The 21,833-nt window shown below is 68.0% G+C and carries 17 protein-coding genes; 9 read left to right on the plus strand and 8 right to left on the minus strand.

Going from position 1 to position 21,833, the window contains the following annotated elements:
- The first annotated feature begins 36 nt into the window (after positions 1–36).
- Positions 37–1,257, plus strand: a complete 1,221-nt coding sequence (locus ACWDUA_RS00965) for a lysylphosphatidylglycerol synthase transmembrane domain-containing protein (RefSeq protein ID WP_449749135.1) — start codon at positions 37–39, stop codon at positions 1,255–1,257.
- 50 nt (positions 1,258–1,307) lie between these two features.
- Positions 1,308–1,733, plus strand: coding sequence for a DUF3054 domain-containing protein (locus ACWDUA_RS00970; protein WP_449749136.1), 426 nt, complete (start codon positions 1,308–1,310; stop codon positions 1,731–1,733).
- Between the two features lie 13 nt (positions 1,734–1,746).
- Here ACWDUA_RS00970 and ACWDUA_RS00975 read toward each other — a convergent pair whose 3' ends face one another.
- Positions 1,747–3,387, minus strand: coding sequence for an NTF2-like N-terminal transpeptidase domain-containing protein (locus ACWDUA_RS00975; protein ID WP_449749137.1), 1,641 nt, complete (start codon positions 3,385–3,387; stop codon positions 1,747–1,749).
- 426 nt (positions 3,388–3,813) lie between these two features.
- On the opposite strand from ACWDUA_RS00975, the gene ACWDUA_RS00980 reads away from it, so the two are divergent.
- Genes ACWDUA_RS00980 through ACWDUA_RS00990 form a run of 3 tightly spaced genes read left to right on the plus strand, consistent with a single transcriptional unit; the run spans position 3,814 to position 7,160 of the window.
- Positions 3,814–4,569, plus strand: coding sequence for a pirin family protein (locus tag ACWDUA_RS00980; RefSeq protein ID WP_449749138.1), 756 nt, complete (start codon positions 3,814–3,816; stop codon positions 4,567–4,569).
- A 52-nt stretch (positions 4,570–4,621) separates the two neighbouring features.
- Positions 4,622–6,628 (plus strand): M13 family metallopeptidase, encoded by a 2,007-nt coding sequence (locus ACWDUA_RS00985; RefSeq protein ID WP_449749139.1) that lies wholly within the window; start codon positions 4,622–4,624, stop codon positions 6,626–6,628.
- 28 nt (positions 6,629–6,656) lie between these two features.
- Entirely contained in the window at positions 6,657–7,160 is a 504-nt protein-coding gene (locus ACWDUA_RS00990) for a potassium channel family protein (RefSeq protein WP_449749383.1), read from the plus strand.
- 575 nt (positions 7,161–7,735) lie between these two features.
- On the opposite strand, the gene ACWDUA_RS00995 is transcribed toward ACWDUA_RS00990, so the two are convergent.
- On the minus strand, positions 7,736–8,863 hold the full coding sequence (locus tag ACWDUA_RS00995; RefSeq protein WP_449749140.1) for an NDMA-dependent alcohol dehydrogenase: 1,128 nt from the start codon (positions 8,861–8,863) through the stop codon (positions 7,736–7,738).
- Positions 8,864–8,993: 130 nt separating this feature from the next.
- On the opposite strand from ACWDUA_RS00995, the gene ACWDUA_RS01000 reads away from it, so the two are divergent.
- A complete protein-coding gene (locus tag ACWDUA_RS01000; RefSeq protein WP_449749141.1) occupies positions 8,994–11,171 on the plus strand; it encodes an MMPL family transporter in 2,178 nt (725 codons plus the stop codon).
- A 42-nt stretch (positions 11,172–11,213) separates the two neighbouring features.
- On the plus strand, positions 11,214–12,173 hold the full coding sequence (locus ACWDUA_RS01005; RefSeq protein WP_449749142.1) for a R2-like ligand-binding oxidase: 960 nt from the start codon (positions 11,214–11,216) through the stop codon (positions 12,171–12,173).
- A gap of 169 nt (positions 12,174–12,342) precedes the next feature.
- Here the strand turns inward: ACWDUA_RS01005 and ACWDUA_RS01010 are convergent, their stop codons facing one another.
- The 5 genes from ACWDUA_RS01010 to ACWDUA_RS01030 are packed head-to-tail and all read right to left on the minus strand — an operon-like array spanning position 12,343 to position 17,348.
- Positions 12,343–13,011: an ABC transporter ATP-binding protein gene (locus ACWDUA_RS01010; RefSeq protein ID WP_449749143.1), complete on the minus strand. Its 669-nt coding sequence runs from the start codon at positions 13,009–13,011 to the stop codon at positions 12,343–12,345.
- Positions 13,012–13,025: 14 nt separating this feature from the next.
- Positions 13,026–13,790: an ATP-binding cassette domain-containing protein gene (locus tag ACWDUA_RS01015; RefSeq protein ID WP_449749144.1), complete on the minus strand. Its 765-nt coding sequence runs from the start codon at positions 13,788–13,790 to the stop codon at positions 13,026–13,028.
- On the minus strand, positions 13,790–14,677 hold the full coding sequence (locus tag ACWDUA_RS01020; RefSeq protein ID WP_449749145.1) for an ABC transporter permease: 888 nt from the start codon (positions 14,675–14,677) through the stop codon (positions 13,790–13,792). Before ACWDUA_RS01020 ends, ACWDUA_RS01015 begins: the two co-directional genes overlap by 1 nt.
- On the minus strand, positions 14,674–15,759 hold the full coding sequence (locus ACWDUA_RS01025; protein ID WP_449749146.1) for an ABC transporter permease: 1,086 nt from the start codon (positions 15,757–15,759) through the stop codon (positions 14,674–14,676). Before ACWDUA_RS01025 ends, ACWDUA_RS01020 begins: the two co-directional genes overlap by 4 nt.
- The gene (locus ACWDUA_RS01030) at positions 15,759–17,348 is read right to left on the minus strand and encodes an ABC transporter substrate-binding protein (RefSeq protein WP_449749147.1); all 1,590 of its coding nucleotides are present in this window, start codon (positions 17,346–17,348) and stop codon (positions 15,759–15,761) included. Before ACWDUA_RS01030 ends, ACWDUA_RS01025 begins: the two co-directional genes overlap by 1 nt.
- Before the next feature lie 199 nt (positions 17,349–17,547).
- Between ACWDUA_RS01030 and ACWDUA_RS01035 the strand changes: the two genes are divergently transcribed.
- On the plus strand, positions 17,548–18,420 hold the full coding sequence (locus ACWDUA_RS01035; protein WP_449749148.1) for an alpha/beta fold hydrolase: 873 nt from the start codon (positions 17,548–17,550) through the stop codon (positions 18,418–18,420).
- A gap of 327 nt (positions 18,421–18,747) precedes the next feature.
- Complete coding sequence (locus ACWDUA_RS01040) at positions 18,748–19,479, plus strand: slipin family protein (protein ID WP_449749149.1); 732 nt, start codon at positions 18,748–18,750, stop codon at positions 19,477–19,479.
- 147 nt (positions 19,480–19,626) lie between these two features.
- Here the strand turns inward: ACWDUA_RS01040 and ACWDUA_RS01045 are convergent, their stop codons facing one another.
- Positions 19,627–21,798, minus strand: a complete 2,172-nt coding sequence (locus tag ACWDUA_RS01045) for a 3-hydroxyacyl-CoA dehydrogenase NAD-binding domain-containing protein (RefSeq protein ID WP_449749150.1) — start codon at positions 21,796–21,798, stop codon at positions 19,627–19,629.
- Positions 21,799–21,833: the final 35 nt, after the last annotated feature.

A 21,833-nucleotide genomic window follows, 5' to 3' on the forward strand; every position in this document is an offset into this window, starting at 1 on the left:
ACGGGAGTCAGGGTAGCTGTGGATAGGCTGGGGCACATGTCATCCGACTCGCCGGCGGTGCCGCACCCCGACAGGCGCCACCGTTTCTGGTGGGCGCGCTGGGTTCTGCTCGCCGTCGTCGTGGTGATCCTCGCGGTCGAAGTGGTGCTGATCTGGCCCAGCCTGGAGAAGGCGTGGGAACGCACCGACCAGCTCGACTGGGTGTGGCTGGTGGCGTGCATCGTCGCCGCCATGCTGTCGATGGACAGTTTCGCGCAGGTGCAGCGGGCACTGCTGCGGTCGGCCGGGGTGATGGTCTCGCAGGTGAAGTCGCTCGCCGTCGTACTCGCGGCCAACTCGCTGAGCCAGACGATGCCAGGCGGTCAGGTGCTGGCGCCGGCGTTCACCTACCGGGAGACCCGCAAGTGGGGCGCCTCGCCGGTGGTGGCGTCCTGGCAGGTCGTCATGTCGGGACTGTTGGCCGGAGTCGGCCTGGCGATCCTCGGGTTCGGTGGGGCCGTGTTGGCGGGTGCCAAGACCAGCCCGTTCTCGCTGATGTTCTCGGTGATCGGATGCGTGGCGGTGGTGGCCGTCCTGCAATACCTGGCAACGCATCCGGAATCGCTGCACTCCGGTGGCGAGCGGGCGTTGGTCTGGGTCAACCAGGTGCGCAACAAGCCTGCCGATCACGGCGTCGCACGGCTGTCGGAGATCCTCGACCAGCTGCGGGCAGTCCAGCTCACGCGCCGCGACACCGCGACGGCCTTCGCATGGAGCCTGTTCAACTGGGTCACCGACATCGCCTGTCTGCTGTTCGCCTGCTGGGCGGTGGGCGCGACCCCGGCCATCTCGGGTGTGATGGTCGCCTATGCCGCGGGCAAGGCGGTCGGCACCGCGGTGCCGTTGTTGCCGGGCGGGATCGGCGTCGTCGACGCGGTGCTCGTGCCGGCCCTGACCACCGCCGACATGCCCGCGGCCGATGCGTTGACCGCCGTCCTGGTGTACCGGCTGGTCAGCTATGTCCTGGTCTCTGTGGTGGGCTGGGTGGTGATCCTCGCGAAGTTCCGCACCGGAATCCGCGACACCGACACCCTCGAGGACGAGTACGACCGGGATCTGGGGCTCGACCCCGACGCCGACCAGATCGACACCGAACGGCTGAGCAGCGAACGACCCGACGACCCCGATCCTCATCCCGATCCCGGCCGGACCGACCCCGACCGGCCCGACGCACGGGACACGCACCCGTTCCGACGACCGGATGACGACGTGAATTGACGTCTGCCGGGGGTATGGCGCTACCGTTGGAGACCATGTCGAGTTCGGCCATGACTTCTGGGGGGTCCACGACGTCGTCGTCGGTGTCGTTGCCGGTCACCGCGTTGATCGACGCGGTCGCCATCACCGTGTTCGTATTGATCGGTCGTTCCTCCCACCACAACGGGTATGCCCTGCTCGGGGTCCTGCAGACGCTCTGGCCGTTCCTGGCCGGCGCGGCCGTCGGTTGGTCGATCGACTACGTGTACTCCCACGTCCGGTCGAGCGACTGGTTCGGCCGGGAGTTCCGACCCGATCGCATCGTCCCGGCGGGACTGCTCATCTGGTTCTGCACGGTGACCGTCGGGATGATCCTGCGCTACCTGCTCCACGAGGGCATCGCGGTGAGCTTCGTCATCGTCGCCTCCGTCGTCCTCGCCCTGTTCCTGCTGGGTTGGCGGGCCCTCGCCGCATTCGTGCTGCGCCGTACCGCCTGACCCGGCCGGGGCCTCACCGGATGGTGAAGTACTTCTGCGCCACCTGGAGGGCAGCGGTACCCGACTTGGGACCCTCGGTGTAGATCACGATCACCTTTCCGCCCTGGACCCCGACGAACCATCCCGGGCCCTCGGGCCCGTTGGTGCCGACCAGGGCACGCAGTCCGGCGGCCTTGGTGAGGTCGCTGGCATCACCGGTCTTGGCGGTGGTGGTCATCGCCTGCCACACCGACGCGGTCAGCGCCGGGTCGAGGTCACCCAGTTCCCCACCGCCGACCTTGGTGGGCACTCCCTCGATCACGAACGGCGCCACCGACGAGCCGGTACCCGACGCCGCGCGGGCCAAGGCCACTCCGAGGGCGGCCATGTTGCTCATCGACATCGTGGTGCTCTGCGGCCGGAAGTCGATCGTGGCGACCCCGGGCTGACCGCCGCTCGGCGCGCTCGCACCGGGAATGGTGAACTGCACGCCCAGACCGAGACGGTCCAGGACGGTGTCGGCGTTCTGCTGACCGTCGCGGGCGGTGCGGTCGACCGCGGCGAGCACCGGGTCGAGCGTCGTGCCCACCGGGTATGCGGCGTCGATGGTGGTCCCGCGGTCGATGGCATAGGAGTTCTGGGCCATGCCCACGATCCCGCCGGTGGCGGCATCGAGCGCCAGGATGGTGGCCGGTTGCCCCACCTCGACCGCGGCATCACCGAGGGTCAGCTGGACGCCCTGGTCGATCGAGGTCTGCACATTCGGACCGGCCGGCCCCTGTTCGCCCTCGAGCCGCTGGGGCGCCAGTCCCGGACCGACCAACTGGACCTGCCAGCCCGCGGTCGCATCGCGGATCGCCTGCCAGTAGTTGGTCAGTCCCGATTCCAGCGGCGACGACAACCGGCGGTCGGCCATCACCAGCATGCCGGTCTTGCGGACGGTCACCCCGGGGACCCTACCGGGATCGGTGGTCAGCACCTCCATGTCGGAATTTCGCAGGGTGACCGCGATGATCGCCTTGCCCTGCGACGCCACGAGCTTCTGGTTGATCACCGCGGTGGTCACGAGAGGTGCGATGGGTCCGATCGAGTCGGCGAGGGCGCGTGCCGAGGCGGGCAGGTCTCGGGTGAGGGCGGGATCGAGGACGATCTCGTTGACCGGCTGCAGGTACATGAAGGTCTTGCCGGAACGACTGCGGATGACCGGTGCGGGCGTGGCGTCGGTCCGGACCTCGCGGATGCCGCCGCCCACGGGCAGACCGGGGTAGATCACCGATGGCTCCCAGGTCACCCGCCAGCCTGCGGAGAGGTGACGTGCGGTGCCCGAGCTCGTGGACGTGAACGATCGGCCCTTGTCGAAGTGCCAGGTGCTCTTGAGGTCGAACGACGCGGTGCCGTCGCTGTACTCGACGGGTTTCTCCACCACCACGTCGACGGCCTTGGCGTTCATCGCCTGGAAGGTCTGGGAGAGAGCGTCGGCCGCCTGTTCGGGGGCGGTGGTGTGACGGGCCGCCGTCGTCGCGTCCTGGTGGCTCCAGGCCTCGGCGAAGGTGTCGATCGCGGCGACGGCTCCGGTGTCGGGTGTCGAGGCGACCAACGACTTGATGCCGAACGCGGCAGCACAGATCACCACCACACCGGCGGCAAGCGCCGCCCATTTCACACGAGAACCCATAGTCACAATTTTCACTCTAGTCACACGAGAATTCGATACCCGCCTCTTCCGATCGGGACTCGGACCGGTCACGATCCGGTCTCGCGGTCCGGGCTTTCGGCGGGATCGGGTGATTTCGCCCTCGGATTTCGCGGCGACCTGGGGTTTTGCCGCAGCCCAGGAAGTCGCAGCCTCGAGAGTCGAGGTCTCGCAGGCCGCGGCTTGAATGCCCGCGGCCCCGCAGACCGCGGTGGGGGTGGCCGGGGCCTGAGTGGTCGCGGTCGGGGTGGTCGCGGTCGGGGTGGTCGCGGTCGGGGTGGTCGTCACAGGCGCCGCGTCCTGAGGCCGAGCCGGGCCGCGGGAAGCGGTCGCGGCGGCCTCGTCACCTCCGGTGTGGCGCCGGTGCCGGCCCGAATGGTCCGGCTCACCCGATGGCCATAATGGGTCATGGGTTTTTCCGTGCTCCGGGCCGGCGACAGGAGCCTGACGCAGACCGACTGGCTCTCCTCCCGTCATAGTTTCTCCTTCGGCGATCACTATGATCCGGATAACACCCATCATGGGGCATTGATCGCGTCGAATGAGGAGAATCTGCCACCTGGATGCGGGTTCGATGCACACCATCACCAGGAATCCGAGATCGTCACGTGGGTCACCTCGGGTTCCCTGGTCCATCGAGATTCCGCCGGAAATGCCGGCGTGGTGTACCCGGGACTGGCGCAGCGCATGAGCGCGGGCCACGGCGTGGATCATTCCGAGCGCAACGATCCGTGGCCTGACCTGCCCGGTTCGGGCACCGGGACCGCGCACTACGTGCAGATGTGGATCATGCCCGACACGCACGGCACCGACCCGTCCTATGCCCAGCAGGACATCTCCGCGGAGCTGGCGTCCGGCGGGCTGGTCGCCGTGGCCTCCGGCGATCCCGCACACAGGGCGGCCATCACGATCGCCAACCGCGGCGCCACCCTCTACGCCGCCCGTCCCCCGGCCGGCCGACATCTGACCCTCCCGGCCGCGCGCTTCACCCATGTCTTCGTCGTCCGCGGGGAGCTCGCCGTGGACGACGCCGCGGGAGAACAGTTCACACTCGGACCCGGCGACGCGGCCCGTGGGCGTGACACCGGCGGCGAGGACATGACGGCCGAGACCGACGCCGAGGTGCTGATCTGGGCGATGGATCGCGCACTGGGCGAGTTCTAGCGGCGCCCCCGCTCACCCGACGTGGCTGACGTATCCGCCCGACGGTGACAGGATGGACGGCGTGACTGCCTCGAAGACCCCTGCCCCGACCGCCACCGTGATCTCGGGTCTCGACCTCGACTGGGTCGACGACTCCGTCCGCATCCAGGACGACCTGTTCTCACACGTCAACGGCAAGTGGCTGGCGACCCATGAGATCCCCGACGACCGGTCGGTGGACGGCGCCTTCCACGTCCTGCGCGACCGCGCCGAGGAGAACGTCCGCGACCTGATCATCGCCTGTTCGGAAGCCAACCCCGACAGCGGCACCGACGCGGCCAAGATCGGTGACCTCTACGGCTCGTTCATGGACACCGACCACATCGAGGCGCTCGGCCTCGGCCCCGTCCAGGGTGAGCTGGACCGGATCGCCGCGATCACCGACACCACCGGTCTCGCCGCCCAGATCGGCCGGCTGCAGCGCCGCGGCGTCGGCGGCTTGTTCGGGTTCTACGTCGACACCGACGCCAAACAGTCCGACCGCTACCTGGTGCACGTCGTGCAGTCCGGGCTCGGCCTGCCCGACGAGTCGTACTACCGGGAGGACAAGCACGCCGCCATCCGTGAGGGGTATCTCGCCCACATCGGCAAGATGTTCGCCCTCGCCGGAGCCGACGACGCCGACGCGCATGCACAGACCGTGCTCGACCTCGAGACCGCGATCGCGTCACACCACTGGGACGTGGTGCGACGCCGCGATGCGGAGCTGACCTACAACCTTCTCGGCTTGGACGAGTTCGCCTCCACTGCAGAGGGTTTCGATCTCACCGCATGGTTCGGGGGGCTCGGCACCGCCGGGGAGGCCACCTTCGCCGAGACCGTCGTGGGACAACCGTCATTCGTCACCGGCGCGAGTTCGCTGATCGCATCGTCCCCGCTCGAGGACTGGAAGACCTGGTTGACCTGGCGGCTGCTGCGTACCGCCGCACCGTATCTGTCCGCGGCCTTCGTCGACGAGAACTTCGACTTCTACGGGCGCACCCTCACCGGCGCGGAGACCATCCGCGAACGCTGGAAGCGCGGCGTCGGCTTCGTCGAGGACGCCGCCGGATTCGCGGTGGGCAAGCTCTACGTGGACAAGCACTTCCCACCAGAGGCCAAAGCCCGGATGGACGAGCTGATCGCCAACCTGGTCGAGGCCTACCGCCGCAACATCACCGACCTGGTGTGGATGAGCCCGGTCACCCGAGAGAAGGCGCTGGCCAAGCTCGACAAGTTCACCCCGAAGATCGGCTATCCGGCCCGCTGGCGTGACTACGGTGCGCTGACGGTCGATCGCGGCGACCTGATCGGCAACGTCGCCCGCGCATCGTCGTTCGAACAGGACCGCGAGTTCGCCAAGATCGGCGCCCCGGTGGACCGTGACGAGTGGTTCATGACCCCGCAGACAGTGAACGCCTACTACAACCCCGGGATGAACGAGATCGTCTTCCCCGCGGCCATCCTGCAGCCGCCGTTCTTCGATCCCGAGGCCGACGACGCCGCCAATTACGGCGGCATCGGGGCGGTCATCGGCCACGAGATCGGGCACGGCTTCGACGACCAGGGTGCCAAGTACGACGGCGATGGCAATCTGGTCGACTGGTGGAGCGATTCCGACCGGGCCGAGTTCTCCGCCCGCACACGCAAACTCATCGAGCAGTACAACGAGTTCACCCCGGCCGGCCTGGATGCCGACCAGAAGGTCAACGGCGAGTTCACGATCGGCGAGAACATCGGCGACCTCGGCGGCCTGTCGATCGCCCTGGTCGCCTATCGCCTGGCGACCCGCGGCACCGAGACCCCGGTGATCGACGGACTCACCGGGGTACAGCGGGTGTTCTTCTCGTGGGCTCAGATCTGGCGCACCAAAACCCGTGAGGCCGAAGCGATCCGGCGCCTGTCGATCGATCCGCACTCGCCGCCCGAGTTCCGGTGCAACGGCGTGATCCGCAACATCGACGCATTCTACGACGCGTTCGACGTCTCCGAGGGTGACGACCTGTTCCTCCCGGACGCCGACCGTGTTCGGATCTGGTAGCGCCGAGGAGCCGCCGCAGTTCGACGGCATGCAGGTCACTCCCGGCCAGGTCGCGGTGGCACTCCTGCGCCCGATCCTGGCCGGGCTGATCCTCCTGGTCGGCTACTTCCTGCTGCCGATCAACGCCGACAGCGGATACAAGGGGATCGGATTCTTGGTCGGCGCTGGTCTTCTCATCGCGTTCTGCGGTTGGGAGATCCGGCACTTCATGCGCTCGCACCGCCCGGTGGCCACCGCACTCGAGATGATGGTGGCGGTGGCGAGCCTGTACATCATCTCGTTCGCCACCACGTACTACCTGTTCTCCGAGTATTCCCCGGGCAGCATGTCCGAGCGACTGACCCGGAACGACGCGTTGTACTTCAGTCTCACGGTCTTCACCACCACCGGGTTCGGTGACATCACCCCGGCCTCCCAGGGGGCCCGGGCGATGGTGTCGATCCAGATGGTCAGCACCGTCGTGCTGATCGGCCTGGGGCTGCGCCTGGTGACGCTGCTCGTGAACTACAAGCGCAAGCAGGAAGACAACTGAAAGGCATTGCGCGAGTGCCGGACACGATGGTCGAGCCGAGCGGAGCGACGTCGCCCCCCACGACGGGTCGCCCCCACGATGGTTGAGTTGAGCCGACGAGGAGCGCAGCGACGACTCGCCCCCACGATGGTTGAGCCGACGAGGAGCTGCAGCGACAAGTCGCCCCCACGGTGGTTGAGTTGAGCCGACGAGGAGCTGCAGCGACAAGTCGCCCCCACGGTGGTTGAGTTGAGCCGACGAGGAGCGCAGCGACAAGTCGCCCCCACGGTGGTTGAGCCGACGAGGAGCGTAGCGACAAGTCGAGTCGAAACCCCCGCCGGCCGACCTCCCGACACCACCACCTCCGAAACAGTCACGGACACATCCAACTCACCCGATTTCGACTCGGGTCCTCGCCCTTTTCGGGCTCGGTCCCGGCTCAATCATCAGCGGACTCACAACGGCCGAACCCACAAGAAACGCACGACAAATCGCCCCCTCCGATGGTTGAGCCGACGAGGAGCGTAGCGACAAGTCGAGTCGAAACCCCCGCAACCCGACCTCGCCGGCGCAACCACCGGGAGGTGTGCGACCGATCAGTAGTCCGCGTCGGTGTACTCGATCACGCCACGGATGTTCTTCCCCGACAGCATGTCGTCGTAGCCCTCGTTGATCTGGTCCAGACGGTAGGTCGTGGTGATCAGATCGGTGAGGTTCAGCGATCCGGAACGGTACTCGCGCAACAGGTTCGGAATCTGGGTACGGGGTCCGGTACCGCCGAAGATCGCCCCCTGCACCCGCTTCTGCAGCAGCGTCAGCTCGAAGAGGTTGAGTTTGACGTCCTCGGCGGCGAAGTTGCCCATGCCCACCACGACCACCTGACCGCCCTTCCCGGTGATTCCCAGTGCCGGGGCGATGATGTCGCCGAAGATCTCGCCGACGGTGATGACCGTGGTGTTGGCCATCTTTCCCCAGGTGATCTCCCCGATCACCGGTGCCGCCTCCTCGATCGAGGCGAATGTGTGCGTCGCGCCCATCTTCTCGGCCATCTGCCGCTTGAACTCGACCGGGTCGATCGCGATCACGAATCGTGCACCGGCCGCTGCGGCACCCTGCACGGAGTTGATGCCGACGCCGCCGATACCGATCACCACCACGGTGTCGCCGGTGTGCGTGTCGCCGATCTCCACCGCCGATCCCCAGCCGGTGGCGACACCGCAACCGAGCAGCGCCGCCTCGCGCAGCGGGATGTCGTCCTCGATCTTGACCACCGACGCCTCACTGACGGTGATGTAGGGCGCGAATGTCCCGAGCAGGCACATCTGGGTGACCGGGGTGCCGTCGGCGGTGTGGACTCGGTGGGTGCTGTCGGAGATCGACAGTCCGCTCAGCAGCCGGGCACCCTCGTCGCAGATGTTCTGACGTCCCTGCGAACACGGTTCGCACACACCACAGGCCGGGATGAAGGCCGTGACGACGTGATCGCCCTCGGCGAGCCTGGTGACGCCGGGACCGACCTTGGTCACCACCCCGGCACCCTCGTGGCCGCCGAGCACCGGCATCGGGATGGGACTGTCGCCGGTGCGCAGGTGATGATCGGAGTGACACAGCCCCGATGCCGCCAGCCGCACCTGGACCTCACCGGCGGCGGGATCGCCGACCTCGATCTCCTCGATCTGCCACGGCTGTCCGGGCTCCCGTAGAATTGCTCCCTTGGTCTTCACGCACCCCACACCTTTCCGGCACAGTCTGTGCCCCGGATCACATCGTCGGACATGTATGCATCTGGGCGCACGAGAATGACCGATTCGGTGCGCGGCAGGGCATCGACGCGCCTATGCGAGGATGGGGGCCATGGCCGAGCCCGCGTCCGCGTCCGCGAACCCGAACGCCTCCGGCGGCCGGGTTCGCACCCTCCGGTGGTTGTTGCCCGCACTGCTGATCCTGCTGTGGGTCGCGATCGGTGGACTGACCGGGCCGTTCGCCGGCAAACTCTCCTCGGTCGCCACCTCCGACAACAGTGCATTCCTCCCCGCGTCGGCCGAGTCCACCCGCGCCGGTGAGGAACTCGCCGCCTTCCAGAACACCGACGAGGTCCCCGCGATCGTGATCGCGCAGCGGACATCCGGCATCACCCCGGCCGACCGCGCCTTCGTCACCGATGCCACCGCCCGCGTCGCCGGTACCGACGGTTTCGGTACGGCCGTCTCACCGCCGATCCCGTCCGCCGACGGCCAGGCGCTCCAGGTGTTCATCCCGATCTCGACCGCCGACGCCGACCCGGGTGACGCGGTGGAGGCCCTGCGCGACGCGCTCGCCGGCGCACCCGACGGTCTGACGGTCCTGGTCACCGGGGCGGCCGGACAGATCGCCGATCTCGGTGAGGCCTTCGCCGGGATCGACGGCATCCTGCTGCTGGTCGCAGGCCTGGTGGTGATCGCCATCCTGATCGTCGTCTACCGCAGCCCGATCCTGCCGTTCGTGGTGATCATCTCCGCGGTGTTCGCCCTCGCCCTGGCGTGCGGGGTGGTGTATGCGCTCACCCGCGCCGGGTTGCTCGAGCTGAACGGACAGAGCCAGGGCATCCTGTTCATCCTGGTGTTCGGCGCCGCCACCGACTATGCCCTGCTGCTGGTCTCACGGTTCCGCGAGGAACTGACCCGCACCGACGACCGGGTCGAGGCGATCACGCGAGCCTGGCGCGCCACGATCGAACCGATCGCGGCGTCGGCAGGCACGGTGATCGCCGGTGTTCTGTGTCTGCTGCTCAGCGACCTCAACTCCAACAGCAGTCTGGGCCCGATCGCCGCGCTCGGCATCGTCGCATCGTTCCTGGCGTCGATGACCTTCCTACCCGCCGCACTCGCCCTACTGGGACGCTCGGCGTTCTGGCCGCTTCGGCCACACCGCAGCACGGGTGAACCCGCGCACCGCTTCTGGCATGCCATCGCCGAGTGGGTCGCGGCCCGTCCGCGCGCCGTCTGGGTCGGCACACTGATCGTGTTGATCGTCGGCGCGGCGTTCGCGCCCACCTTCCGGTCCGACGGCATCGCCCAGACCGACTTCTTCCTCGGCGACGTCGACTCGGTTGCCGGTGCCGAGATCCAGGCGCAACACTTCGACGCCGGGGGTGGCAGCCCCACCTGGATTCTGACCAGCGCCGGCACCGCCGATCAGGTGGTCGCGGTGACCGAGTCGGTCGACGGCGTCGCACGGGTGTCGGTGCTCGGCGAGAACGGTTCCCCAGTCATCCGGGACGGTCGGGTCGCGGTGCAGGTGACACTCGCCGACAACGCCGAGTCGCTGGCCGCGCAGGACACGGTCGAGGAGATCCGCACCCGGGTCCACGCCGTCCCCGGTGCCGACGCCGACGTCGGCGGCACCACCGCGGTCGACCTCGACACCCGGACCACCGCGATCTCCGACCGTAATCGGATCATCCCGGTGGTGCTGTTGGTGGTGCTCGCCGTGCTGATCCTGCTGCTGCGCAGTCTCGTCGCCCCCCTGCTGTTGCTGGCCACCACGGTGCTGTCGTTCGCGACCACGCTGGGGGTCGCCGCCCTGCTGTTCAACGGCCCGTTCGGGTTCCCCGGGGCAGACCCGACGGTCCCGTTGTTCGCCTTCGTGTTCCTGGTGGCACTCGGGATCGACTACAACATCTTCCTGATGACCCGGGTGCGCGAGGAATCGATACGGCACGGCACCCGGGCGGGGGTGATCACCGGACTCACCTCCACCGGAGGTGTGATCACCTCGGCGGGTGTCGTTCTCGCCGCCACCTTCGCATCGTTGGCGGTGATCCCGCTGCTGTTCTTGGCGCAGGTCGCCTTCTTGGTGGCGTTCGGTGTGCTCGTGGACGCGCTGATCGTCCGGACGCTGCTCGTCCCCGCGCTGTCGCTGGACATCGGGCGCCGGATCTGGTGGCCGAGTGCCCTCGCCCGTGCCGAGCCGCCTCATGACGAGTCCGCTCAGACACCTTGTCCCGCAACCGGTTCGGCCGAATCCGCGGCCCGCGTCGACGAAGAGGGCTAGCGTCGGCACCACAGCCCGTATTGACGTGAAATCTGGTGTCCGATGACCCTCTCCGATCACACCGCGGACCTTCGGGAGGACTTCACCTCCCTTCGTCGTGGTGGCCTGAACTGGAATTCTCTGCCCCTGCGCCTGTTCAGCAAGGGCAATGCCCGCTTCTGGGATCCGACGGCGATCGACTTCGGCGCCGACACCGAGGACTGGCGGGAGATCACCGACGATCAGCGGCGCAGCGCCACCTTCCTGGTGTCCGAGTTCGTCGCCGGTGAGGAGGCCGTCACCGCCGACATCCGCCCCTTCATGGACGCGATGGCGGCGGAGGGGCGTTTCGGCGACGAGATGTACCTGAGTCAGTTCTGCTTCGAGGAGGCCAAACACACCCAGGTGTTCCGATTGTGGATGGATGCGGTGGGTCTGACCGCCGACCTCAATCCGTATGTCGCCGAGAACCCCTACTACCGGCAGTTGTTCTACCACGAGCTGCCGCAGGCGTTGCAGGCACTGCACGCCGACCCGTCACCGCGAAATCAGGTGCGCGCCAGCGTGACCTACAACCACGTCGTCGAGGGTTCGTTGGCGCTCACCGGATACCACGCGTGGCACAAGGTCTGCACCGAGTACGAGATCTTCCCCGGCATGCGCAACCTGATCCGATTGATCGGCGACGACGAGCGCCGCCACATGGCGTGGGGTACGTTCACCTGCCGTCGGCACGTGGCTGCCGACGACTCGCTGTGGACCGTGATCACCGACCGGATGGGCGAACTGTTGCCCCTCGCCGTCGGCTTGATCAACTGGGTCGACGACCAGTTCGACGAGCAGCCGTTCGGCCTCGACAACGACGAGTTCGTCGCCTATGCCGCCGACCGCGCGCAGCGTCGACTCGGTGCCATCGAATCCGCGCGGGGCCGCGACGTCGCCGAGATCGACCTGGACTACTCCCCCGCCGAGCTCGAGGAGAAGTTCGGGCAAGAGGACGCCGCGGCGATGGGTTCGGTCTGACTGCCCCGACGGTGGAATCCATTGCCGCACCCATGCCGGTCGAGCACGACGGCATCCGCCACCAGCCGGTCACCACCCGAATCCGGCCGGCGGCGAGTCCGACACGCCTCGTCGCCACGCTCCTCGTCTGCTCGACCACCAACTGCCAATTGCCAGTTGACAAGACGGCTCACCTGCTCCCCAGCTCGACGATCTCCGCACACCGCGACTCGACCAGCCCTCGATGATGGCTGACGAGGACCAGCGCCGCTCCATCGTCGACGATCTCCTGGAGGAGTGCGATCACCGACCGGGCTGCCACCGGGTCGAGCATCGAGGTGGGTTCGTCGGCGAGCACGATGTTCGGGCCCTGCACGAGCAGACGCCCAACGCACGCCCGTTGCAGCTGGCCATCACTCACCTGTGCCGGAAACCGTTCCAGTAGAAAGGGTTCCAGACCGATGCGATCGGCGACATCGTCGACATCGACCTCACGTCCGGCGATCACAGCCGGTTCGGCGACGATGCGGCGCAGCGTCCACCTCGGATTGGTGACGAGCCGCGGGTGCTGGGCGAGCATGCCGATCGCACCCGGTTCCGCTTTGTGGCGACCGCCGTATCGGACGATGCCCTCATCGGCCGGTAACAGACCCGCGAGTACCCGAAGCAGCGTCGTCTTCCCGGTTCCCGAGGGCCCGGTCACGCCGGTCATCAAGCCGGAACGGGCGGTGAGGTCGACGTCGTCGAGAACTGTGTGCCCGTCGAAGGTCAGGTGCAGCCGCTCGGCGACGAGTGCAGGGGAATCGGGCGCCAGGGAGTCCAGCACTGTCGCGTTGGTGGCGGTCCGCCTGTGCGGCATGGGGATACTCCGTCTCATCGGATCGGCGTGAAGAAGGCGGCGACGTACTGGTCGGGATGCGTGGTGCACGTCTCGAGATCCTGTTCGGCCACGATCCGCCCGGCCCGCATCACTGCGATCGACCGGCACACACGGGCCTCGATCAACGCGTCCACGTCGTGGGTGATCACCAGGACCGCCGCACCGCGGTCGGCCAGACCTCCGAGTAGCGTCCAGATCGCCTGCGCCCGTTCCGGGTCGAGCGCCGAGGTGGGTTCGTCGGCGATGATCACGGCCGGTTCGGCGACGATCGCTGCGGCGACCGCCGCCCGTTGGGCCATTCCGCCGGACAGCTCGTGCGGGTAACAGTCGAGTGCGTCGACCGGGAGTTCGACGTCGGCACACAGTTCGGCGGGCGTGCGCGAACCGCCCAGCACACCGACGACCTCGGACAGTTGACCGCCGAGGGTGCGGACCGGGGTGAACGATGTCATCGGCGACTGCGGGACCAACCCGATGTGCTTGCCGCGCAACCGGCGCCAGCGCGGGTCGTCCACGGTGAGGGTCTCCCCCGCGACGGTCACCGTGCCGGTGACCCGTGATCCCGGCGGGAGCAGTCCGGTCAGTGCGGCGGCGAGCATCGATTTGCCGCAACCGGATTCGCCGATGAGCGCGGTGACGTCCCCGGCGGTCAGGGTGAGGTCGACATCGTCGAGCACACGCACCGCGGCGGCGCGGCGATCGCGACGGCCGGCGATGTCGACGGTCAGACCCCTCACCTGCGTGATCGACTCCGGCATCACCACACCTCCCCGCTCGGCGGACGATGGTCGCGGCGCAACGCCGATCCCGCGGCGGTACACGCCAGGGCGGCGATGATCAACGCCAGTCCGGGGACGACCAGCGTCCACCAGGCACCGGTCAGGACGTCACCGCGGGCCTGTCCCAGCAGTGTGCCGAGGCTGGCCGCGTCCGGGGAGAGTCCCACACCGAGGAACGAGAGCGTGGTCTCGTGCCACACCGCATGCGGCAGCAGGATGATCATGGCCACCAACGCCTGTCCGGTGACCGCCGGCAGCAGGTGCCGACGCGCGACGAACCAGCGGGACGCTCCGGCCAGCCGGGCCGACTCGATCCACCCGGCGTGCGCGTTGTCGAGCAGTTCGGCACGCACCACGCGGGCCACCGACGGCCAGTGGGTCAGCGCGATCGAGGCGATGATCGCCACCGGGTCACCACGCCACATCGCGGCGATCACCACGCCCACCACCAGGTGGGGCAACGCATTGACCCCGTCGACGACGCGCATCACGACGGCGTCGAACCATCCGCCGATGGTGACCGCACCGATTCCCACCACCAGGCCGAGGACCGTGGAGATCACCGCGCACAGTGCTGCGATGAGCAGGGAGATGCGGAGCCCCTCTGCGGTTCGGACACCGAGGTCGTAGCCGGAATGATCTGTACCCAGCCATGTTCCGTCGCCCGGTGCGCGCAGGGCGCCGGCGAAGTCGGCGGACTGGTCACCGGCGAGCACCGGGACGAGTACGGCGAAGGCCGCCACCAGCGCCAGGACCACCCAGGGCCCGTGTCGCCACAGCCGACCGGCGGCATCCCGGACGGCCTGTGCACGGCCGGTTGTCCGCGTCCGGACGTCTGCACCTCCGGTGAGGTTCCCGGCGGTCATGCGGTCAGCCCGATCCGCGGGTCGATCCAGACGGCTGCGGCGTCGGAGAGTGCCGAGCCGATCAGCACCAGCACCGCCGATCCCACCGCGAGCGAGGCGAGCAGCGGGAAGTCCAGGGCCACAGCCGAATCGACGAGCGCCTGGGCCAGTCCCGGCCAGCCGAAGACGGTCTCGACGATCGCGGCCCCGGCGATGAGCTCGGGCAGGCGTGTACCCAGCAGGGCCAAAGTCGGCAGAACCGACATCGGCGCGACATGGCCGCGGAGCAAACGGATTCCGCCGATCCCGCGTGCGCGCGCACCGCGCACCGCATCGGAGTCGACGGCATCGATCACCGCCGCCCGCATGGACAGCAGCAGCCAGGGGATCATCGACACGGTCAGGGCGACGAACGGGAGCACGGCGTGGGTGAGGATGCCGTCGACGCTGTAGTCGTCGCCGGGCCGTCGGGCGCCCGACGTCGGGAACGCCCCGAGCCCCACCGCGAGCACGCTCACCAGCAACAGTGACACCACGAACGGCGGTGTCGCGGCCAGGACCGCCGCGAGACCGGTGCAGACCCGGTCGACGCTCCCGCCGCGGCGCATGCCGATCACCGCGCCCAGGATGATCGAGATGACCGCTGCGGCAAGCAATGCCGCCAGCGACATACCGACGGTGAACGGCATGCGTGCGGCGATCACGTCGGCGACCGGCTGCGACTGCGTCGCCGACCAGCCGAGATCACCGTGTATCAGGTTGCGGCACCAGTCCCACCATGCCGACGGCCAGCTCTGGTCGAGGTGGTAGGCCTCGCGGACGGCTTCGCGCTGGGACTCGGTCGCCGACTGGTAGCGGTCGCCGAGATGCGCGGTCAGTGGATCGAACGGCGACATCCCCGCCACCAGGAACACACCCAGCGACACCAGCACGATGGTGGGGATCGCGATCAGCAGCCGGCGGGCGAGCAGTCGCAGCGCCACCCGGTTCCGCGACGGCCGCCGGCGCCCGGCCACACCTGGACCGATCACCTCATCGGAACCCTGATGTCGTGCAGCGACCTTCGGGTCCGACGTCGAGTCGGCGGAAACGGTGGCGGTCATCACCGGCCACCCTCGGTCCACGACGGCAGGTTCCACCACGGCCCCCACGTGACCCCGTGGGAGTGGGGTTCGAGGATCGGCGCGTCGTGTGTCCATGCGCCGGGCCGGGAGACATAGGTGTGGTGCAGGAAGGTCAGGAACACCGACGACGGCGCCTGGGCGTAGACCCGCTGGATCTGTCGGTACCGTTCGGTGTTCTCCGGTGACGGCGCGCTCATCCGGGCGGCGTCGAGCAGTGCGTCGAGTCCGGGTGCGGTGAAGTTCCCCGGGTTCGAGTACGGCGACGAGTCCGGCACGCGCGTGTGCAGGGTGTCGTACACCTGCGAGTCGATGCTGTACGGGGTGGAGCCGCCGCCGAGGAGCACTGCGTCGGTGCCGAGTCGGGTGTCGATATCGTCCCAGCTGGTGCCGCGCGGGGTGACCTCGACACCGAGTGGCTTCATCGCCGCGGCGAAGGCCACCGACAGATCGCGGCGGAGGGTGTCCTGGGCGTTGTAGAGCAGCGTGAACGACGCGCGATCGGTGCCCTTGGCGCGGATTCCGTCACCACCGGCCACCCATCCGGCACGCTCCAGGACGGCCTCCGCCGCAGCCCGGTCGTATCCGAATTGTGTTGCGGCGTAGTAGGCCTCGCCGTACACCGGTGCGATCGGCGTCGACGACGGTTCCCCCCGGCCGGCGAGGACGTCGGTGACCAGCGCTTGCCGGTCCACACCGAGGTTCATCGCCAGTCGCGCCTGCACGTCGGCGGTGAAGGCGTTGCCGGCCGGCAGCGACACGCCGCGCCAGTCGGCCGAGCGCACGGCCACCACCTGTGCACCGTCCCGGCCGTGGAGCGTGTTCGCCAGTCGCGGTGGGAGGTTGGTGCCGTCGACCTCGCCGGCGGCGATCCGCTGGGCACGGGTGTTGTCGTCGGGGACGTAGCTGTAGACGACGCGGCGCAGTTGCGGCGCGCGGCCCCAGTAGTCGTCGCGGGCGACCAGGACCGCCTGGTCGGGCTGCAGGGAGTCCAGGCGGTACGGGCCGGTGCCGACAGGCTCGGTGTTGAGCTTCCACTCGGCGGCCGGCGCGTCCTGCACCCGCTCGGACGGGACGATGCCCAGCAGCAGGTACGGCGACGGGTCGGCTGCGGTGTCGAGCTTCACCAGCACCGCGTTCGGCCCGTCCGCGGTGATCTCGGTGATCGGTGCGACATCGGTGGAGATCTCCGACGCGACGGCCGGGTTGCGCACCGCCCGGTAGGTGGCCACGACGTCGGCGCTGTCGAAGGCGGTTCCGTCGGAGAAGGAGATGTTCTCCCGCAACGGGATACGCCAGGTGTTGGTGTCTGCGATCCGGGCGGGTGCCGCCGCGGCGAGCGCCGGGACCAGGTCCGGGACGACGGAGTCGTCGGCGGCCTGCGGCTGCAGCAATCCCTCGTAGATCGGGGAGACACCGAGTTGCCCGTAGCCCATCATCGGGTTGTAGTCACCCAGCTCGTACCCGGTGGCCAGGACCAGCCGATCGTCCTGCTCGTCCGTCGAGCCGGAACAGGCGGCCGCGAGCATCGCCACCGCTCCGGCCATCGCGAGCATTGCGCGCCGCTTCATTTACCACCTCTAAAGTCTGTTCAGTTGAACATATGAGCATATTCTCAGCCCATTGGGTGATCGTCGCAATCCGGACAGCCGTTGGCCAGTCTTTCGACGCATTACTGACCAACCGGACAGGGCGGGACAGCCGAGACGTCGAGGGTCGACGCGCGGCGACCCGGTGACAACGAACGAGAACACGTTCTAGTCTGATGGGGTGGATGTCACCTATGACGCGACCAGACGCGAACTGACCACCGACAAGGGCGTGCTGCGCTACCACGAGGCCGGTAGCCCCGACGCCCCGACGCTGCTGTTGCTGCACGGGTCCGGGCCGGGCGTCAACGGCTGGCGCAACTATCGCGGCAACCTGGGATTCTTCGCCGAGACCCACCACTGCTACATCGTCGAGTTCCCGGGATTCGGCGTCAGCGACGCCTGGGAGGGCATGCCCGTACTGACCGCGGGCAAGTCGGTGATCGCGTTCATGGACGCCCTCGGCATCGACTCGGCGCCGATGATCGGCAACTCGATGGGCGGCGTCGTCGGTGTCAACCTGGCGATCAAGAAGCCCGACCGCGTCGAGAAGCTGGTGACCATCGGCGGGGTGGGGCCCAACATCTTCTCCCCGAGCCCCTCCGAAGGACTGCGGTTGCTGCAGGAGTTCGCCGACGACCCCGACCGCGACAAACTGATCCGCTGGCTGCGCGGCATGGTCTACGACCCGGCACTGGTCACCGACGAGCTGATCGAGGAACGCTGGGAGGCCGCGATGCATCCCGACGCCCTGCAGACCGGCAGGATGATGTACGGGTCGGCATCCTTTGCGATGCAACAGAAGTTCATGGCCGACTCCGACATCCCGCCGTACTGGTCGATGATGCACAAGATCTCGTGCCCGACACTGCTCACCTGGGGTCGTGACGACAGGGTGAGCCCGCCGGACATGGCGATGGTCCCGATGCGGCTGATCCCGCAGGCCGAGCTGCACATCTTCCCCAACTGCGGGCACTGGGTGATGATCGAGGCCAAGGAGGCCTTCGAGTCCGCGGTCGCGGCCTTCCTCGCCCGCCGACCGACACACGTTTAATCGATTGCGCCCGGGTCGTCGGATCTGCCAGAGTCATATCCACACGAGGGAAGCAGCCGGTCGCGGGGTACCGCCGATCATGTTCTGCGCGTGACACTCTCGTGTCTCCACATGGCAACGGCCGGCACGGCCCGGGGTTCGACTCCTCCATCCTGGCACCGCCCCCGGGGTTCCGGGTGGCATCGGTCCTGTGGCGCGCGTCCGGTTCGTCCCGCGCGTGTCCCCACCGGTACACCCGCCCGCGGGCGGTGTCGCATGCCGTCGCGTTCCACGTGGAACCCACAATCGAACATCGACATGCGCGGCGCACACGGAAGGAGGTTCGCCATGTCCTTCGCCTTCGCACTCCAGCCCAAGCGGAAGCTGTTCTCCCACCAGGAGATCGAGCCCGGTCACACGGTCCTCGAATACCGTGGCGGACGCCTGTCGCGCACGCTGACCCCCGGCCGTCACCGCGTTCGGCGCACCGCATCGTATGTCGACGTCGACCTCCGTACGCACATCGTTCCCGTTGCGCCGCAGGAGGTCCTGACCGCAGATACCGTCTCGGTCCGGGTCACCATGGCACTGCGGGCACGGGTCACCGACGCGGTGGCGTACACCGAGACCACGGCCGACCCCTGGTCGGCGGTCTATCTCGCCGCCCAGGTCGCCCTCCGGGATGCCTGCGCGTCGTCGACCGTCGAGCAGCTGCTCGCCCGCGACCAGAGCGTCGACGCCGACTCGATCCTGCAGGCCGCCCGCACCACGGGTGCCACCATGGGTATCGACGTCGAGGCGGTGTTCCTCAAGGACGTGATCGTGCCGTCCGAGATCCGTTCGGCGGCACTCGAACTGATCACCGCCACGATGCAGGGGCAGGCCCGTCTGGAGAAGGCCCGCGCCGAGACCGCCGCCCTGCGTGCACTGGCCAACGCCGGACGACTGCTCGACGCGCACCCGGCACTCGCACGGCTGCGGCTGGTGCAGGAGGCGCCGTACGGCGCCAAGGTGGTTCTCGCCATCGGTGATGCCGACGCTGCGGCCGGCCGGCCCGCCACGTCCGACGGCACCCGCTGACCGGGTTCCGGCGTACTCGTTCACTTCCCGCTTGTCGGCTCCGATGGGCGGGAACACATCGAGTACGCGGCAACCGAACAGCAACAAGGCCCCGACCGGAGATCCGGTCGGGGCCCTGCGCGTCAGTTCAGCAGTCCGAGAACGAGATCAGTACTTCTCGCCCTTGGCGGCCTTCTCCACCAGCGAGGCCGGCGGGGTGAACTGGGCGCCGTACTTGGCCTCCAGCTCGCGGGCGCGGTCGACAAAGCCCTGCAGGCCGCCCTCGTACTGGTTCATGTACTGGACGACGCCACCGGTCCACGCCGGGAAGCCGATGCCGAAGATCGAGCCGATGTTGGCGTCGGGCACCGAGGTGATGACGCCTTCCTCGATACAGCGAGCGGTCTCGACGGCCTCCGCGAAGAGCATGCGCTCCTTGAGGTCCTCGAGGGTGGCCGAACCGCTGCCGGAGTTGAACTTCTCCCGCAGGCCCGGCCACAGCTGGACACGCTTGCCGCTCTCGTCGTACTCGTAGAAGCCGGCGCCGTCCTTCTTGCCCGGGCGACCCTGCTCCACGAGGTAGTCGATGACGTCGAACGACCCGTGGTGCGGGAATTCCTTGCCCTCGGCCTTGGCGGCCTCCTGACCCGACAGTCGGATCTTCTGCATCAGGACGAGGTTCAGCTCGTCGCTCAGCTGCAGCGGTGCGGCCGGGTAACCGGCCTGGGTGCCGGCATGCTCGATCAGGGCCGGCTCGACGCCCTCGGCGACGGCCGCGATGGCCTCGTTGATGAAGGTACCGATCACACGGCTGGTGAAGAACCCGCGGCTGTCGTTGACGACGATCGGGGTCTTGCGGATCTGCAGGGTGTAGTCGATGACCTTGGCCAGCACCGCATCCGAGGTCTTCTCACCGCGGATGATCTCGACCAGCGGCATCTTGTCGACCGGCGAGAAGAAGTGGATGCCGATGAAGTCCTCCTGGCGCTTGACGCCCTGGGCGAGGATCGTGATCGGCAGCGTCGAGGTGTTGGAGCCGAGGATGGCGTCGGGCTCGACGATGTCCTCGATCTCCTGGAACACCTTGTTCTTCACCTCGACCGACTCGAACGCGGCCTCGATGACGAGGTCGACGCCCGCGAAGTCGGCCGGGTCGACGGTCGGGGTGATCCGGGCGAGCAGCGCGTCGGAGCGCTCCTGCGTGGTCTTACCGCGCGAGAGCGCCTTGGCCTCGAGGCTCTCGGCGTAACCCTTGCCCCGCTTGGCGGCCTCGATGTCGATGTCCTTGAGGACCACCTCGATACCGGCCTTGGCCGAGACGTAGGCGATGGCCGCACCCATCATGCCGGCGCCGATGACGCCGACCTTCTTGGCGGTGTACTTCGGGTAGCCCTCGGGCCGCGAACCACCGTTGTTGATGTGCTGCAGATCGAAGAAGAACGCCTTGATCATGTTCTGCGCGACCTGACCGGTCACGAGATCCACGAAGTAGCGGGTCTCGATGATGTCGGCGGTGTCGACGTCGACGTAGGCGCCCTCGACGGCCGCGGCGAGGATGTTGCGCGGGGCCGGCATGTTGGCGCCCTTGATCTGCTTGCGCAGCAGTGCGGGCAGCGCGGGCAGGTTGGCGGCGAACTTCGGGTTCTTGGGGTCGCCACCGGGGATCTTGTATCCCTTGACGTCGAAGGGCTGCTGCGCCTCCGGGTTGGCGGCGATCCAGGCCTTGGCGGCCGGGACCAGGTCGTCGATCGAGGCGACGACCTCGTTGACCAGGCCGATCTCCTTGGCCTTGGTCGGGTTCAGGCGCGGGCCCTGCAGCAGGACACCCATCAGCGCGTTCTGGATGCCGAGCAGACGCACGGTACGGACCACGCCGCCGCCACCGGGCAGCAGGCCGAGGGTGACCTCGGGCAGGCCCACGACGGCACCCTTCACGTCGGCGACGACGCGGTAGTGGGTGTGCAGCGCGATCTCCAGGCCACCGCCGAGGGCGGCACCGTTGACGGCGGCGACGACCGGCTTGCCCAGGGTCTCGAGCCGACGCAGCACCTTCTTCATGGCGTTGGTGCGCGTGGTGATCGCGGTGGCGATCTCTTCCTTGCTCTGGGTGCGCTCGGCGGTCATGTCCTTGAGGTCGCCACCGGCGAAGAAGGTCTTCTTCGCGGAGGTGATGATGACACCGGTGATGTCGTCCTTCTCGGCCTCGAGTCGGTCGACGGTGGCCGCCATCGACGACATGTAGAGGTCGTTCATGGTGTTGGCGCCCTGGTTCGGGTCGTCCATGGTGAGCACGACGACGCCGTCGGCGTCCTTCTCCCACGCAATCATGTTGTCAGTCATGGTGTTTCGAAAGTCCTTTGATCTGTCGAGGTGGA

It is taken from the genome of Gordonia sp. NPDC003376 (assembly GCF_053589235.1).

What these genes read in the sequence shown, in the direction of transcription:
- ACWDUA_RS00965 (WP_449749135.1), top strand. Translation starts at nt 37, where the DNA reads ATGTCATCCGACTCGCCGGCGGTGCCGCACCCCGACAGGCGCCACCGT.
- ACWDUA_RS00970 (WP_449749136.1), top strand. Translation starts at nt 1,308, where the DNA reads ATGACTTCTGGGGGGTCCACGACGTCGTCGTCGGTGTCGTTGCCGGTC.
- ACWDUA_RS00975 (WP_449749137.1), bottom strand. Translation starts at nt 3,387, where the DNA reads ATGGGTTCTCGTGTGAAATGGGCGGCGCTTGCCGCCGGTGTGGTGGTG.
- ACWDUA_RS00980 (WP_449749138.1), top strand. Translation starts at nt 3,814, where the DNA reads ATGGGTTTTTCCGTGCTCCGGGCCGGCGACAGGAGCCTGACGCAGACC.
- ACWDUA_RS00985 (WP_449749139.1), top strand. Translation starts at nt 4,622, where the DNA reads ATGGACGGCGTGACTGCCTCGAAGACCCCTGCCCCGACCGCCACCGTG.
- ACWDUA_RS00990 (WP_449749383.1), top strand. Translation starts at nt 6,657, where the DNA reads ATGCAGGTCACTCCCGGCCAGGTCGCGGTGGCACTCCTGCGCCCGATC.
- ACWDUA_RS01000 (WP_449749141.1), top strand. Translation starts at nt 8,994, where the DNA reads ATGGCCGAGCCCGCGTCCGCGTCCGCGAACCCGAACGCCTCCGGCGGC.
- ACWDUA_RS01005 (WP_449749142.1), top strand. Translation starts at nt 11,214, where the DNA reads ATGACCCTCTCCGATCACACCGCGGACCTTCGGGAGGACTTCACCTCC.
- ACWDUA_RS01010 (WP_449749143.1), bottom strand. Translation starts at nt 13,011, where the DNA reads ATGCCGCACAGGCGGACCGCCACCAACGCGACAGTGCTGGACTCCCTG.
- ACWDUA_RS01015 (WP_449749144.1), bottom strand. Translation starts at nt 13,790, where the DNA reads ATGCCGGAGTCGATCACGCAGGTGAGGGGTCTGACCGTCGACATCGCC.
- ACWDUA_RS01020 (WP_449749145.1), bottom strand. Translation starts at nt 14,677, where the DNA reads ATGACCGCCGGGAACCTCACCGGAGGTGCAGACGTCCGGACGCGGACA.
- ACWDUA_RS01025 (WP_449749146.1), bottom strand. Translation starts at nt 15,759, where the DNA reads ATGACCGCCACCGTTTCCGCCGACTCGACGTCGGACCCGAAGGTCGCT.
- ACWDUA_RS01030 (WP_449749147.1), bottom strand. Translation starts at nt 17,348, where the DNA reads ATGAAGCGGCGCGCAATGCTCGCGATGGCCGGAGCGGTGGCGATGCTC.
- ACWDUA_RS01040 (WP_449749149.1), top strand. Translation starts at nt 18,748, where the DNA reads ATGTCCTTCGCCTTCGCACTCCAGCCCAAGCGGAAGCTGTTCTCCCAC.
- ACWDUA_RS01045 (WP_449749150.1), bottom strand. Translation starts at nt 21,798, where the DNA reads ATGACTGACAACATGATTGCGTGGGAGAAGGACGCCGACGGCGTCGTC.